Raw genomic sequence first — 14,871 nt, 5'->3', positions numbered from 1 at the left:
GGCAATAGTCGATTTCATTAATGCTCGCTAATTCACCCGTCGGATTCACAAATAACGACGCTGTCATATTTGGCTGTTGAAATTTGTCTTAACAACTATTGTGCTTTAATGGGGGGATGTTGGGGAGATTCCGTGCCACCTACCCCAACGCCAACATCGGCAAATAAAATTAATAGTTATAATTAACGGCAGTTTCTGCGGAGATTATGCTATCGCGAACAAGGCACCATAGAGTCACTATGAATTGGTATAAACAATGGAGAGAACCATGCACCTTAAAGCGATTCGGCTGGGGTTTTACGCTGCTGGGATAATCAATATCGGCGGGATACTGTTGTTTAGTAAAGCACTGACCAATGAGGTGCTGATGCAAAGTGATCCACAGACATTCTCTCTGCTTGGGTGCCTAACCATTATGTTGTGGGGCGCGGCTTATCTCGTTACCGCCAAGGCGGTTACTCAAGCACCACTGATTGCATTGGTGTTTGCCTTGGAAAAAATGGCCTATACCGTTGTTTGGGTAACATGGGTCTGGCGTTACGGCGATACATTACCAATCCTATACGACCAAGATACGATGGCCGGCTTGTTTTATATGATCTATGGCATCAATGACGCGTTGTTCGCGGTGTTCTTTGTACTTACCTTTAATCACCTTCGTAAACAAGCGCGACTCAGCAGCAATATTACTTAAGTAGTTGCAATACAGGCACCGATACCCTCACATCGTTTATAGTTGGCTCCAAACCCTCTTATTACATGAAGCTTCACAGTTTTTTCACGGAGCAGAGACCATTATTTGGTGCAGCAGTTCAATATGGCAGAAAACATGATCAACAAGATGCTACTGGTTGAAGACAATCGAGATGTAGCCGGTATTATTTTCGACTATTTCGAAAGTCGAGGCGTAGAGATTGATTACGCCGATAACGGTGAACTGGGGCTCAAGTTAGCGCTGGAAAACGATTTTGATGTGATCATTCTTGATTTGATGATGCCGCGAATGGACGGTCTCACCGTCTGTAAACACCTCCGTGAAAACGGCAATGCAACCCCGGTGTTGATGTTAACCGCATTAACAGGACAGGACGATACGTTAGTTGGCTTTGCCAGCGGTGCCGATGATTACCTCAATAAACCGTTTGAGTTGTCGATTCTAGATGCCCGGCTCAATGCACTGGCAAAACGTTATCGCGGCAATGTTTCCTGTACCATTATAAGTATTGGCGATCTGCGAATCGATCCAGCTAGCCACAGCGCCAGCCGCAACAATACGCCACTGGTGCTTACCCCAACCACTTTTAAGATATTGCTAAAGCTGGCCCGCAGTGCGCCAGAAATGGTTACTCGGGAGGCATTATGCGAATTCCTATGGCCCGATTCGGAACCAAACAATGAAGCGTTGCGCAGCCACATATATCAATTGCGTAATCAGTTGGATAGACCGTTCCCAGAACCGATGCTGCATACCATTCCTAAGGTCGGCTTCCGCTTGGAACCAAATCAATGAGTCAGCACTCCGCCCGACTGCTGACAACTCGGCTCGCCATTACCTTTAGTTCAATGTCGATCGTTCTGGCTTTATCATTATGGTTTTTTATCACTGAAGCCATACTGTGGGCTGAGGATTCGGTCACTTTAAGGCATCTGCAAGTAAATAGAGACTTTGCTGTAGGTCGCTATATTACCGGCGCACAAGGCCCGATTAAGATGGATAACATCACCACCGCCTTCAATGACCGCAGCCAACTGCCCACCTTTTTGCCTGAAGAAATTCGCAACGCAACCAAGTTGCTTTCTGAAGTTGAGCTCGACCATGGCGAATATTTTGTGCTGATAGATCAATATCAATACCTTGGCAGCACCAAACAAATTTACTTAATCTCGAGTTCCAATTCGATCGAACTGACCGAGCAAGAGAGCACGGTATTATCAATCGTTATCTTTGCCTTTACCGGCACACTACTTGGGGTACTTGGCATCGTATTAATCCGCTTATCAAAACGGTTAATAGAACCGATTTATACGCTCAATAATCAGTTGAAACTGCACCGTGGCGATCCGGAAATTGAGTTTAAATTGCCAGAATCAGCCACCTCCGAATTCCAAGGTTTGGTGACCCAACTCAACCATTATCGCGCTGAAACTCACCGATTGCTGCAACGGGAGCAAGCCTTTGCTCGCTATACCAGCCACGAGCTGCGCACCCCTTTAACCATTATCAAAGGAGCAAACAGCTTACTTGGTGCCAATACAGACATTAAATTTCAGCAACGGCAGAGCCAACGCATCGCCAATGCCTCCAACCAGATGGAAGAAACTGTCGAAGCGTTACTAAGTTTGGTGAGAAATGAACGTCACGACAAACTCGAGCCGTGGCGACAGATCAACAAGGATGAGTTAGAACAACTGATAGAAAACAACCGACCGCCAGCATTGGGCAACCCAGTTGAGATTAACCTTAATGTCCTTGGTTCTCCGAAGGTACGAGCCAGTAAACCATTACTGGCGATGGTGTTTGGCAACCTATTACGCAACGCCATTGGCGCCAGCATCAGCGGCAACATTGCAGTTGAGATGACCGAAGAGTTGCTCTTTATCGACGACGATGGCAATGGCCTAGGTGAAAAAAGTAAAGATGGTCACGGCCTCGGCTTAATGATTGTTACCGATGTCTGCCAGCGCTACGGTTGGAAATTTAGTCTTACTGATCTTGCCAACGGCGGCTGTCGAGCCCAAATCTCTTTTCACATATAAAATCAGATTCAATATTGACTGCCAGTTGGTGTACCGTACTCAGTAACGTAGCCAACAGAGGAGTTGTACATTGGAAGCGAGCTTTTGGCATAAAAAGTGGCATAACGGAGAGACAGGATTTCATCAGCATGAAGTTAATGCCAGTTTAATCAAATATTTACCAACTCTCGATCTCAATAAACAAGCCCGCTTGTTTCTGCCATTGTGTGGCAAGACGCAGGACATTGAATGGTTATTGCAGCAAGGCTTCTCGGTAGTCGGCGCTGAACTCAGCGAGTTAGCTATTGAGCAACTATTTGCACAGCTCAAACTAACGCCTGAGATCATCGAACTGGATAATATTCGCCACTATCGCAACGGCAATCTGGATATCTTTGTCGGTGATATTTTTCACCTCAGCGCGGCGCAAATCGGTCATATCGATGCCATCTACGATCGCGCAGCATTGGTAGCACTGCCTGAGCCAATGCGTGACAATTACAGTCAACACCTCATCGCCATTACTCAGGGCGCACCGCAATTGCTGCTCACCGTCGAATACGATCAAAGCCTAAAATCTGGCCCGCCATTCGCCGTCGCCGCAACTGAAGTTAGCCGCCACTACCAAGGCAGTTACCAATTGCGATTACTAACCCAGACCGAGGTAGCTGGTGGACTCAAGGGCGGAATTAGCGCCCACAACCAAGTGTGGTTGCTGTCTCGTTAAGTTAAACAAATAGCAGGGTAGCTCAAATAGGTTGCCCTGCTAATTGCTCGCTAACTCTAATTCCTAAGTAGGCGCCGACGCCAACCAAGCAGCGCCAATACCACCACACTCCAGCAATTTAATGCACCGCCGCCTCCGCCCCCACTGCCATTAGCGCTTACGATAACTGCAGCCTTGGGCTCAATGGTCACTCGCACCTGTGCTATTGCTTGTTCGATGCCGTTGTTAACCTCTACCTCGAACAAGAGCTCCTCATTGGACGTTACCGTAGGTGCAGTAAAGCTTGGGGTCGCGCTATTGGCATCATCGAGTACCACTGAAGTGCCGCTTAATTGGCGCCATAGGTAGAACAGCTCATTGGCGCTATTGTCTACGACGCCAATCGATAACCTAACTTGGTTGCCCGACACTTGGGCCGCCATGCTTGCACTGGTTAAAATTGGCGGCAGTACGTTGATTAAAGCGAGCTCAACATTTTGGGCGTCAATCAAGGCACCATCGAGCCAAAGCTCAACGGTAAACCGTGCCACCTGATCGGTTACAATGGTTGGTACTTCTAGCTCAAGGTTGTCGTCAACTTGGTTCCAGCTTGGTTCAACGCCAGAGTCAAAACGCCAGCTGACAGTGACTGCTTGCTGCTGAGGGTTGTTTACCCGTGGCTCGACAAGCAGCCGCTGACCTTCAATCGCCTCTAGCTGTGGCTGTACTCCAAGACTGGCCTGCTGCTGATTTTTGACGGTGATGCTGATGGACTGGGTGAACAGAAATAACTCCTCAAATCGAGCAATGTATTGCAGTTCGACTGTCTGATCGCTTGCCACTTCAGCGGCGATGAAGCTGACCGAACCATCGACCCACTCCACCGCTTCGATCGCTGCACCTGAGTGCTGCAGCAACTCAAACTGCAATGGCAAAGCGGCGGGGTTAGCCACCGTAGCAGCGACGGTAACCCGCTCCCATTCAAGTACCTCATCATCTACGGTGATTTGAATAGTCGGAGCCACATATTGACGCAACAGTACCGACACAGTGTTACGACCGACTCGCCCGTTATGACTAACCTGCAACTCGAACTCAACGGTTTGATCGTCAATGCCGTCTGGCACTATAAACCATGCATTTAGTGGATCGTCGACATTCAATTCAACCCCAATACCTCCCGCCAGTTGCAGCCATTCCAGCTCAACCTGTTCAACCGTTAGCCCATCCAAGCTAACGGCTAAATCTACCCGCTGTCCTGAGTAAGCTGAAGTAGGTGAGGAAATGGCGAAGTTTGGTACCGCACCGTTAGCGGCTACATTTACCTCAACAGTGGCGGTCGCTTCTTCAAAACCGTTTCCAACAGTAACCTCAAACAGCAACCGCAGATCGTCGCTGGCTTGTGGTGCCGTAAAGCTAGGTGTTGCTGTATTTGGAGCACTCAAGGTAACGCTATCACCACTGGTTTGGAGCCAAGAGTATGAGAGTGGATAACCACTGCTGTCGGTCACATCGATAGCCAACTCAACAACGTCACCACCATTAGCGTTAAAGGTTGTGGTACTACGTAGCTGCGGTGCGGCAATATCATCAACGGTGATAGTGACTGGCTGCGACTCAAGTAAGGTGCCGTCCAACATTAGTTCGAGGGTAAATTGGATCTGCGACTGCTCCATTACCCTTGGCGCTTCAACATGAAGGATATTCCCCTGTTGCGACCAAACAGGTTCAATGCCCGCAGCAAAGTGCCAAATCAGCTCAACGTCTAATCCCGCAGGATTAACGAGCTGCGGCATAATTTGGACATTGCTTCCCTCCAATATTGAGTAAGATGGCTGCTGCCCGAGCGAGGGAAGCTGGTAGTCAACAACACGAATAAGCGCCGATTTAGTGATGTTATGAATATTGGGAAAACGCAGGTTGTACTCGATTTCGATAAGCTCGTCGGTATCGACCTGCGGTGCAGTAAAGCTCGCTCTAAAAAATTCCGTTTGCAGATTGGTAACCGCAGATCCACTGCTTTGAGTGAATGAATATTCCCAGCCAGCGGTGTCAGTTAGCTCGGTATTAACCTTAATTTCTACCGGTTCCCCTTCAGCGACTTCAGCAGGAAATTGCAGCGCTTCAACATCAAACTCCGGCAGTGCTAACTTAGAAACCGCTATTTCAGCTCGCTTGCGAGCGGTTTTGCCATCATGGGTTACCGCTACCTCTATCTCCACTGAGTTATCAGCCGAACCAACATCAAAGGTAAGTCGTGGCGCAACCGGATCACTGCTATCGATAGTGATACTAGGCCCAGAAAGCTGTTGCCAATCGATTTCAACCTCAGCAACAGCTAACTTTTCAAGCACGACCGATAACTGCACTACCTGTTGCTCCCATACGGAGCGAGGGCTAGCCAGTACAAATTCCGGCAAGCCGGTATACAAGCTGGCTTCAATATTCATCGCGTCAAAATAGCGGTTCAATATTTGTCGCTGCTCAAAATCATTGAAGCGGCGCAAAATGCACGATGCCGCAATACGCAACGATTGCGGGTCCAGTACCGAGCAACTGCCACTGATCGGCATTGGATCGGTAAATTCGCCAGTGCCGGGATTGTAATAACTGTTCATGCCATCAACCTGAAGCAGCGACTCTAACCCGTGCGAGTCTGGAAACAACAACACATCACTGTATTGGTACTCCTCCAGCTGTGCATACTGTTCCGACTCTAAGTTAATATCATTGCTCGATACCGTTGAGACGACGCTTTCTCCCAAGCTTTGGTAAACACGAAACGCCTCATAGATTCGATCTGGCGCTGTATCCATATCAACCACATCTGACCAATAGTCTTCCGATTCAAAATAGTAGGGTAAGCCAATGGCTCGATATTCAAGCAAGGTTTCAGCTAGGCCGTAGCGGTAACGGTCTATCTCCTTTCGACCAGCTCCATAACTAATAAATGCCCCACTAAGATAAGGGTAGTAGCTGGATAACAGGTAACGCGAGACCAACACAGTTAAACCGGACTCCCGCAGCAGTTTGACCACATCAAGTGACTGGTCGTAGGGATCTTGACTTAGGTTAACGTAGGAATAAAACGGCTGTTCCATAGTTGGGCTGGTGTGGCGAAACTCAGAAGCGGTCACACCGGCGGAATTGGTTACTTTAAATTCCAACCATCCATCAATGGCACTGGTCTGGCTAAAGTCCCAGCGATAAGGTATCTCCGCCGCACTAAGCTGCGCCAGTGGTTCACCGCGATGAAGTAGCTCAATATCGAGCGGCTCACTAACAAAATAGAGTGGTAACTCATCGCCATCGCGGATAAATGAATAACGGGGTATATCAAGGCGAAAATCGGGCACATCAGCAACCAAGGCGTAATTGATCTGAGCCTCGGTTGTGGCGACCGAACTAACATCGATAGCCACCCCTGACTGACTAAGGTCGTTGCGGCGACTGCCAGCGGGCTCAGTAAACCCAAACCGAGCACCGCTACCAAAAAAATCACCGCTTTCGGCCCTGGCACCGCTCAGTTCAATATTATCAAGACCATCGGCTTGGACTAATCGCAGCAACTTATCTTCGGAATAGGAGTTATTGTTCTTCGAACGGCTACCACCATAAAAACCGGCATCCACATGCCATACCGCTACCGCTCCCTCTGCGGGCAGAAAGTACGCTTCAATGTCATTACCTTGCGGTGTTCGGTGTTCAACCACAAAGAATTCATCGTTAGGGTTATCCTTCTGGGTTCCCGGCATGATCTGCAGAATGGTTTGCTCATTAAGGGCTAAATTGCCTGTACCACCAACGGTGGCAGCAACCGTCGGCTCAACCCAACCCAAAATCGACTTAAAGAAGCCATTAATGCCATAAACGTTGCCGTGCATTAGGTCAAAGGTACCGACGCCACCAGAGTTACCCACACTCGAGTCATAATCATACAAATCAGGTAAACCTAATACGTGCCCCATCTCATGATTAATCACCACTGGGGTAAACTCTTGTCCCGCCGCCGCATTGGCCCATTGCCAAGTAAACCCAGCGAGTTTAAGTCCATCAACTTCGATACTTGAGTAAGCTGTCGCCCAGCCCCACCAAAGTGTGGCCCAATCGCCGATAGGTCCAGTCCATAGCACCGCCACCGTATCGATATCACCGTCGTTATCGTTATCGTATTGGGAGAGGTCATGCCCTTGGGCAGAAAAGTGTTCCAGCGCCTCTGTCAGCATTTTCTCCGCCGCTTCAACCACGTTGCCTTCATCTATCGGACGGTTGTAGCCGGGATTAAACCAACCGAGTAGGTCCCCCTCAATATTGAGTTGGCCTCGCGACGCACGGTGGTAATAGGCATTAATACTATCGGCTGGCGGTGCAAGTGCGGTGGGGTTGGGCTCAAAGGTTCTTTCGTAATAGTAATTGAGGTCTTTATCTGGAGCATGGAGGTAATCATTAAACTCCATCAGGATGATGGGGATCCGGACCGTACCGGTGGCAGGTAAGTTGCGAGTTCGCCCTAATGGTGGAATATCTGTTGGCTCCGCCGCACTCGGCGCTTGCTCTGATTCCAATCGAGGTGGAAGCAAAAGCGATCGCGCAAACTCAGCCCGTTCGTGCCGGTTGGGATCCTTATTGAGTTGCTGGCGCTGGTGATCTGTCGGCGGTTGCATCGCTGCTAGCTGCATCGGCAGCAACCAACATAAAATAATTAACCAATATTTCATGACTCATCCTTGATGGGCTTGCGGCATCAAGGATGAGTATTGTTGCTTAACTAAATATTTTCCACACAGTTTATATGGTAAAACATTAAACTGGTCTGGGTGAATTTAGCAGCTTAATTGACTAATCTTAGCTAAACAATAACCTACGAGGCTTTGGGGGCCGGTTGCAACAATATCTGGTGAATCGCATGATAACGCTGCAATACCAACGACAGCTGATAAAGTACAAAACCAGACTTATCAGTGTTACCGCTTTCCAAGCGCTGATAGAACCACTGCTCCCGCTCCTTAAAGGAGTCTGGCCACGGTTGTATATTCCCCTTACTGGTTTGTTCCATTATATCGGCAAGTTCATCAAACAAATGACAGAGCTCTTGCCCCTCCTCTGCTTCGAGACGAAGGCCTTTATGAACCTGCGGCACGATGGCATTCATATGACTCATCGCCCCTTTATACAGAGCAAGCAGTGCCGTGCTATTTTGCACATTGCGGCCAAAACCAGGCTCCTGTCGCATCTGATTGAAGCTGTCGTTAAGCGCAATACCTTGCTCATAAGCAGCTCGTCGAGCCAAGGCTAGGTCAATTGCAGCGACCTCTTTACCGCTAAAACTTTGCAGCAGCAATTTGAGGTAATGGTTCAAGCTGACTAAAGAGTCGATGCGCAACTGCGCTTGCCGCCCCCCTTGCCATTGCGGCCACAGATAGCGGTAGCCCCCAAGCACTAATAAACAGCCGATGAGAGTGTCGAACATCCGTGCAATGATTACTTCGGTAGTAGCCATGCCATTGTATTCAAACGCCAGCATTAAAATCAGGGTAACGCCAACGGTGGTCCAGCCATGATGCTTAGTCACCAAAGCCAAAGAGATTGGCACCAAAACCACTGCCATCAATAACGCCCAAATGCCACTGACACCAGCAGTAAGTGCAATCAGCGCCAACACTAACCCAGCTATAGTGCCACCGGCCCGTTGCCACGCGCGACTGCGGATTGCCACAAAGCTGGCTTGCCAAACCACTACCACGGTAGAAAGGATCCAAAAACCATTATCCATCGGCATTAAACTGCCAATCTCCGAACCTAATGCCAACAATAGCGACATTCGAACGCTGCCGCGCATGACCGGATTCGACCACACCATCATCTGGCGCCACTTTTTCCAAGGTGATTGACTTTGCTCGACTTTAATATTGCGCTGGTAAAGTGGTGCTGCCCGCTGCACCAATCGCTCAATTTGGCGCGCGTTGTTGGCCATATAGTTGGCCACCATGCCTTCTTTTCCGCCGCGGGCAAGCATCGGCTCTAAAGCCTGCAAAAATTGGTCGGTAAATTGAGTAACAGAGTCGCTCTTGCTTGGCTCGCCCCCCCGTTGCAGATCTCGAGCGATGCGATGCAACCGCGCTGCTACCGCGCGCGTCCACTGCCGATAAGCTGGGTAGGTACCCTCATTTACCAGCACCTTACTGGCGAGCTCCGGATCCGGAACGGCTTGCAGCCGTTCTTGCATATCGACCGCTAACATAAAGGCGTTCTTAAGCGGGCCATTCTTATTGGGATCCCCAAGCGATCCCAATAAACGGCGACAGTTAGCCAAATGGATCCCCAATGGTTCATCGAAATGAACCGGCAGCGCATGGTCAAGCAGTTGCTCCGGGCGTTTAATCATCAAGGCCGCAAGGCGTTGGTAGGTTTCTGCCAGCGACTGCCGCAACGGCATATTGCCGGTTAAGCGATACCATAAGGCGCTATAGAGCACCAACCAACTAACCGCTAAGCCAAAGCCCAAAGTAAGTTGCCAAATCGGATAAAGCGAACCGGTAGCAAGGCCAATAACCGCCATGGTCAACGAGCCCATAGCTAATCTGGCTGCTAGGTTACCAAAGGCACTACAACTGGTTAACACAAAGCCAAGTAAGGCAAACCAAAGGGTGGTGAACTCAGGCGCATGCACGCCAATCCACGCCGTTAGTCCGGCAAACCCTGCGTATCCCAGCACGCCTAAGGCGATCCGTCGAGACCAATGCGCGGAGGGGATATCGATGCCACCGATAAGCAGTGCCGGCATAACCAGCAGCGATATTACCCCTTGTGGCAACAGATCCAGCTGCCACGCAGCCAATAGAAACAGCAGCAGTGCCGTTGTCAGTCGGAAAGAGAAGTTAAGATAGGGATTAACCCATAAACGGCGCAGCATACTGTGGTTATAGTCCCATCGCGTAACGCATCACTTGATGCTTAATTGGCCCCGCGTTCTGAGCTATCTTAAAGCCAATATTGCGAACCAACTTCAGTGGCAAGATATCATTGGAGAAAACGTTATAGAACAGATCCATCGCCCCTTGCATACGCAGATTGTCGTTACGACGTAGGCGCTCATACTTAGCCAGTTCAGGACGAATGTCCGCTTCTAACTCACTGCGATGCACCTTCGCCATCACTTCAGCCAAGGCAGCAACATCTTTAAAACCAAGATTAACTCCTTGCCCAGCCAGCGGGTTAATGGTGTGAGCGGAGTCGCCAAGCAACACCATTCGATTATGATAGTAGCGCTGAGCGTGTTGACGCGTTAATGGGAACGAAGCTAAGCGCTCAACCTCAAATGCACCTAAGCGCTCAGGGAAGGCCAACGTTATCTGCTCAGCCAATTCCGATTTATCTAAGCGTTTTAGCTCGGCGATTCGCTCTGGGCTGTCGTACCACACCAATGAGCCCTGCTTGCCAGTCAATGGCAAAAAGGCCCGCGGACCTGAGGGGAAAAACTGTTGCCAGGTGATCCGCTGCTGCTCCATCTCGGTGGCAATATTAATAATCAAACAATGATGACGGTAGTTCCAACCGGTGACCCCAATTTGCGCCGCTTGACGCACCTTGGACTGGGCACCATCACAACCAAGCAGCAATGATGTGTGATAGCGCTCATCTCCAATGACTAAGCTAACTCCAGCCTCATTTTGACTGATATCGGTTGGGCTCTGCCCTAAAACAAGGGTAACGTTATCGAGTTGCTGTAACTGTTGCCACAGCCCCAACTGTACCACCCTGTTCTCAACGATATGACCCAAGTGACTGTGCTGCAGGTCGTCGGCGCAAAAGCTGACCTCACTGTCATGCCACTCCCATGTTGCCAGCGTGTCATAGGGCGTAACCCGCATTGCTGCAATGGCATCCCACGCGCCCAATGATTGCAACAGCTGCTCTGACGCCGCACTGATGGCGCTTACTCGTAAGTCCATCGGCTGTTCAGGTTCAAAAGCTTGCGGTTGGTTGGTCTCAATCAAACCGACACTCCACCCTTGTTGCCCCAATGCTATTGCCGCAGCAGCGCCAACCATACCTGCGCCAACAATCAATACGTCAAAGTGGTTGCTCATTGTTTATCTTTCCGTCCCGAAATTCTGCCGCCATTTTAAGTCAAATTGATGTCAATGTTCAGACAATCCTCGCTCCTCTTACAGAATTTTAGTTTGTTGCCAGAGACATAGCTTTGATTGTGTTGCTTACCAGCAGCTAAACTTATCGCCGTCAGCTCAGCTTTCAACGCTGCCATCGTTTTTGGCCACCATAAACAAGTGATATGTCCTACTAAATTAGTCAGTTAATTACGGCTAACAGCGTTGGCATCGCTACCATCTGCGCTATTGCTGGTACAAACTCACTTTCGCGGGTAAAATGTGCGGCTAAATTTTTCCCCAAACACCAACTGAGCGACGCTAATTGATGAGCAAGAAGCTGCACATTAAGACCTGGGGCTGCCAAATGAACGAGTACGACTCAGCCAAGATGGCTGATCTACTTGACGAAAACGGCGGCTATACCCTAACCGACAACGCGGATGAAGCAGACGTATTGCTGCTCAACACCTGTTCCATTCGTGAAAAAGCGCAGGAAAAGGTATTCCATCAACTCGGACGCTGGCGTCCATTGAAGGAAGCCAACCCGAACGTGGTTATCGGCGTTGGTGGCTGTGTTGCCTCGCAAGAAGGCGACGCAATCCGTGCCCGCGCACCGTTCGTTGATATGGTGTTTGGCCCACAAACGTTGCACCGCATCCCAGAGATGCTGACCAAACTGGCTAACGGCGAGTCTGGCGTGGTGGACGTGTCCTTCCCTGAAATCGAAAAATTCGACCGCCTGCCTGAGCCACGTGCTGAAGGCGCAACAGCGTTCGTATCGATCATGGAAGGTTGTAACAAATACTGTACCTTCTGCGTGGTGCCATACACCCGTGGCGAAGAAGTATCGCGCCCAATGGAAGATATCCTCTACGAAATTGCCCAGCTGGCTGAGCAAGGCGTCCGTGAGATCAACCTGCTGGGACAGAACGTAAACGCTTATCGCCATGAAAATGACGAAGGTGAACTAACTACCTTTGCGGATCTGCTGCGTTACGTCGCCAGCATCGACGGCATCGACCGTCTGCGTTTTACCACCAGCCACCCGGTTGAATTCACTCAAGACATCATCGACGCCTATGCCGATGTGCCTGAGTTGGTCAACTTCCTGCACTTACCAGTACAGGCCGGTTCAGATCGCATCTTAACCATGATGAAGCGTAACCACACCGCGCTTGAGTTTAAGTCGATCATTCGTCGCCTGCGCAAGGTTCGTCCGGAGATTCACATTAGCTCGGACTTTATCGTTGGTTTCCCGAACGAAACCGAAGATGACTTCCAGAAGACCATGGATCTGATTGAGCAGGTTAACTTCGATATGAGTTTCTCATTTATCTACTCACCACGCCCAGGTACGCCAGCGGCCGACATGGTGGATGACGTTACTGAAGAAACCAAAAAGCAGCGTCTGTACATTCTGCAAGAGCGCATCAACCAGCAAGCGATGCAATACAGCCGCCGAATGCAAGGCACCGTGCAGCGTATCTTGGTAGAAGGCTTGTCGAAGAAAAACGCCATGGAACTGCGTGGCCGTACCGAAAATAACCGCGTGGTTAACTTCGAAGGTGCGCCAGAGCTTATCGGTACCTTTGCTGATGTTGAGATAACCGAGGTGTACCCGAACTCACTCCGTGCTACTTTGGTTCGCACAGAAGATGATATGGATCTACGCCGTGCGTTGCGTCCTTCTGATATTCTGAGCAAACGACCACATGGCCAGCCGGATGAGCTGGGCGTAGCTACGTTCCAACCTTAAGGACAACCGTGAGCAACAAATTGCTGACCCTAGAGGTCTTTTTAGAGCCTGCACAGAATGTCCGCTTAGCGGCCCTGTGCGGGCCTTTTGACGATAACCTTCGTCAAATCGAGCGCCGCTTAGGCGTAGAGATCAGCCACCAAAACAACCACTTCACCGTGGTTGGTCAGCCGGTGCAAGCCAAAGGCGTGATTGATCTATTAAAGAATCTCTATGTGGATACCCAACCGCTTAAGGGTCAGCAAGCTGATCTTGAGCCGGAACAAGTCCATATTGCCATTCAAGAGCTTATCGCTTTGGAAGCGGAAGACACCAGTGCCATGGGCGATGAAGTGTTCTTCAAAACCAAACGCGGTGTACTCAAGCCTCGTAATCCAAACCAAGCACAGTATATTCGCAACATTGTTGCCCACGATATCTGCTTTGGTATTGGCCCTGCCGGTACCGGTAAAACCTACCTTGCAGTTGCCGCTGCGGTTGATGCGCTTGAGCGCGGTGAAATTCGTCGCATCATGCTTACCCGTCCTGCAGTAGAAGCGGGCGAGAAACTTGGTTTCTTGCCTGGTGACTTAAGCCAAAAGGTTGATCCATACCTGCGTCCTTTATACGACGCCCTATTTGAGATGATGGGCTTTGAAAAGGTCGAGCGCCTGATTGAGCGTAACGTTATTGAGGTCGCCCCACTCGCTTACATGCGTGGCCGTACCCTCAACGATGCCTTTGTTATCTTGGATGAAGCGCAAAACACCAGCGTTGAACAGATGAAGATGTTCCTGACCCGTATCGGTTTCAACAGCCGTGCGGTGATCACCGGTGACATTACTCAAGTCGACTTGCCTCGCGGCACTCGCTCTGGTTTACGTCACGCCATCGAAGTGTTACGCGACGTCGATACCATCGCCTTTAGCATGTTTGCTAGCCAAGATGTGGTTCGCCATCCCGTGGTCGCCCGGGTCGTTGAAGCCTATGAAAAGTTTGAACGCATCGAGCATGCTAAAAAAATTGAAAAAGACAAACAGCGTAAAGCCGAGTTAGAAGCAGCCAAAGCTTCGCTTGCACCGGTTACACAGCAGGAGCCAACCGATGGTAACGCTTGATCTGCAACTGGCGATTGAAGACGCCAGCTTGCCTACTGAAGCCCAGCTTCAAAGCTGGGTTGAGCTAGTTCTAGCCAAAATGGATGAAGCGGAGCTAACCATTCGCATCACCGATAGCGCCGAGAGCCAACAGCTCAATAGCGACTATCGCGGCAAAGACAAACCCACCAATGTATTGTCGTTCCCATTTGAAGCTCCACCGGGAATTGAACTGCCATTACTGGGTGATCTGGTGATCTGTGCTGAAGTGGTAGCCCGCGAAGCACAGGAACAACAAAAAGCATTACACGACCATTGGGCTCACATGGTTATCCACGGCTGTCTGCATCTTTGTGGTTACGATCACATCGATGATGACGAAGCAGAAGAGATGGAATCATTGGAACGAGATCTTCTCGCGAAAATTGCCATTGCCGATCCCTACCAAGAGCGCTAATCTGAGCGTTCGATTCTAATCTAAAGAGA

Annotated in this window: 10 protein-coding genes; 7 read left to right on the top strand and 3 right to left on the bottom strand. The window is 49.8% G+C overall.

What is annotated here, in order from left to right; translation table 11 throughout:
• Positions 1 to 256 precede the first annotated feature (256 nt).
• The 4 genes from HER31_RS03165 (at position 257) to tmpT (ending at position 3,463) form a co-directional block, all read left to right on the top strand.
• Positions 257 to 694: a hypothetical protein gene (locus tag HER31_RS03165; RefSeq protein WP_168659230.1), complete on the top strand. Its 438-nt coding sequence runs from the start codon at positions 257 to 259 to the stop codon at positions 692 to 694.
• Positions 695 to 817: 123 nt separating this feature from the next.
• Positions 818 to 1,510 (top strand): response regulator transcription factor, encoded by a 693-nt coding sequence (locus HER31_RS03160; RefSeq protein WP_238786884.1) that lies wholly within the window; start codon positions 818 to 820, stop codon positions 1,508 to 1,510.
• Positions 1,507 to 2,757 (top strand): sensor histidine kinase, encoded by a 1,251-nt coding sequence (locus HER31_RS03155; protein ID WP_168659229.1) that lies wholly within the window; start codon positions 1,507 to 1,509, stop codon positions 2,755 to 2,757. The genes HER31_RS03160 and HER31_RS03155 overlap by 4 nt, the downstream gene beginning before the upstream one ends.
• A gap of 70 nt (positions 2,758 to 2,827) precedes the next feature.
• Positions 2,828 to 3,463, top strand: a complete 636-nt coding sequence (tmpT, locus tag HER31_RS03150) for a thiopurine S-methyltransferase (RefSeq protein ID WP_168659228.1) — start codon at positions 2,828 to 2,830, stop codon at positions 3,461 to 3,463.
• 56 nt (positions 3,464 to 3,519) lie between these two features.
• Here tmpT and HER31_RS03145 read toward each other — a convergent pair whose 3' ends face one another.
• The 3 genes from HER31_RS03145 to HER31_RS03135 form a co-directional block, all read right to left on the bottom strand.
• Positions 3,520 to 8,160, bottom strand: coding sequence for a M6 family metalloprotease domain-containing protein (locus tag HER31_RS03145; protein WP_168659227.1), 4,641 nt, complete (start codon positions 8,158 to 8,160; stop codon positions 3,520 to 3,522).
• A 143-nt stretch (positions 8,161 to 8,303) separates the two neighbouring features.
• On the bottom strand, positions 8,304 to 10,355 hold the full coding sequence (locus HER31_RS03140; protein WP_168659226.1) for an FUSC family protein: 2,052 nt from the start codon (positions 10,353 to 10,355) through the stop codon (positions 8,304 to 8,306).
• Between the two features lie 7 nt (positions 10,356 to 10,362).
• Positions 10,363 to 11,532: an FAD-dependent monooxygenase gene (locus tag HER31_RS03135; RefSeq protein WP_168659225.1), complete on the bottom strand. Its 1,170-nt coding sequence runs from the start codon at positions 11,530 to 11,532 to the stop codon at positions 10,363 to 10,365.
• Between the two features lie 346 nt (positions 11,533 to 11,878).
• On the opposite strand from HER31_RS03135, the gene miaB reads away from it, so the two are divergent.
• From miaB to ybeY, 3 genes are read left to right on the top strand one after another with little or no spacing between them, the layout of a single operon-like run.
• Positions 11,879 to 13,309: a tRNA (N6-isopentenyl adenosine(37)-C2)-methylthiotransferase MiaB gene (gene miaB, locus HER31_RS03130; protein WP_168659224.1), complete on the top strand. Its 1,431-nt coding sequence runs from the start codon at positions 11,879 to 11,881 to the stop codon at positions 13,307 to 13,309.
• Positions 13,310 to 13,317: 8 nt separating this feature from the next.
• Positions 13,318 to 14,406, top strand: a complete 1,089-nt coding sequence (locus HER31_RS03125; RefSeq protein ID WP_168659223.1) for a PhoH family protein — start codon at positions 13,318 to 13,320, stop codon at positions 14,404 to 14,406.
• Positions 14,393 to 14,842: an rRNA maturation RNase YbeY gene (gene ybeY, locus HER31_RS03120; protein ID WP_168659222.1), complete on the top strand. Its 450-nt coding sequence runs from the start codon at positions 14,393 to 14,395 to the stop codon at positions 14,840 to 14,842. The genes HER31_RS03125 and ybeY overlap by 14 nt, the downstream gene beginning before the upstream one ends.
• Positions 14,843 to 14,871 lie beyond the last annotated feature (29 nt).

The sequence above is a fragment of the Ferrimonas lipolytica genome (genome assembly GCF_012295575.1).
In the GTDB taxonomy this organism is placed as follows: domain Bacteria; phylum Pseudomonadota; class Gammaproteobacteria; order Enterobacterales; family Shewanellaceae; genus Ferrimonas; species Ferrimonas lipolytica.
The sequence above is the reverse complement of the archived record's forward strand: the minus strand, read 5'-3'. Positions and strand labels throughout refer to the sequence as shown.

Excerpts from the sequence above, each read along its gene's own strand:
- miaB (WP_168659224.1), top strand. The coding sequence starts at position 11,879 with ATGAGCAAGAAGCTGCACATTAAGACCTGGGGCTGCCAAATGAACGAG.
- HER31_RS03140 (WP_168659226.1), bottom strand. The coding sequence starts at position 10,355 with ATGCTGCGCCGTTTATGGGTTAATCCCTATCTTAACTTCTCTTTCCGA.
- HER31_RS03145 (WP_168659227.1), bottom strand. The coding sequence starts at position 8,160 with ATGAAATATTGGTTAATTATTTTATGTTGGTTGCTGCCGATGCAGCTA.
- HER31_RS03165 (WP_168659230.1), top strand. The coding sequence starts at position 257 with ATGGAGAGAACCATGCACCTTAAAGCGATTCGGCTGGGGTTTTACGCT.
- HER31_RS03160 (WP_238786884.1), top strand. The coding sequence starts at position 818 with ATGGCAGAAAACATGATCAACAAGATGCTACTGGTTGAAGACAATCGA.
- HER31_RS03135 (WP_168659225.1), bottom strand. The coding sequence starts at position 11,532 with ATGAGCAACCACTTTGACGTATTGATTGTTGGCGCAGGTATGGTTGGC.
- HER31_RS03155 (WP_168659229.1), top strand. The coding sequence starts at position 1,507 with ATGAGTCAGCACTCCGCCCGACTGCTGACAACTCGGCTCGCCATTACC.
- ybeY (WP_168659222.1), top strand. The coding sequence starts at position 14,393 with ATGGTAACGCTTGATCTGCAACTGGCGATTGAAGACGCCAGCTTGCCT.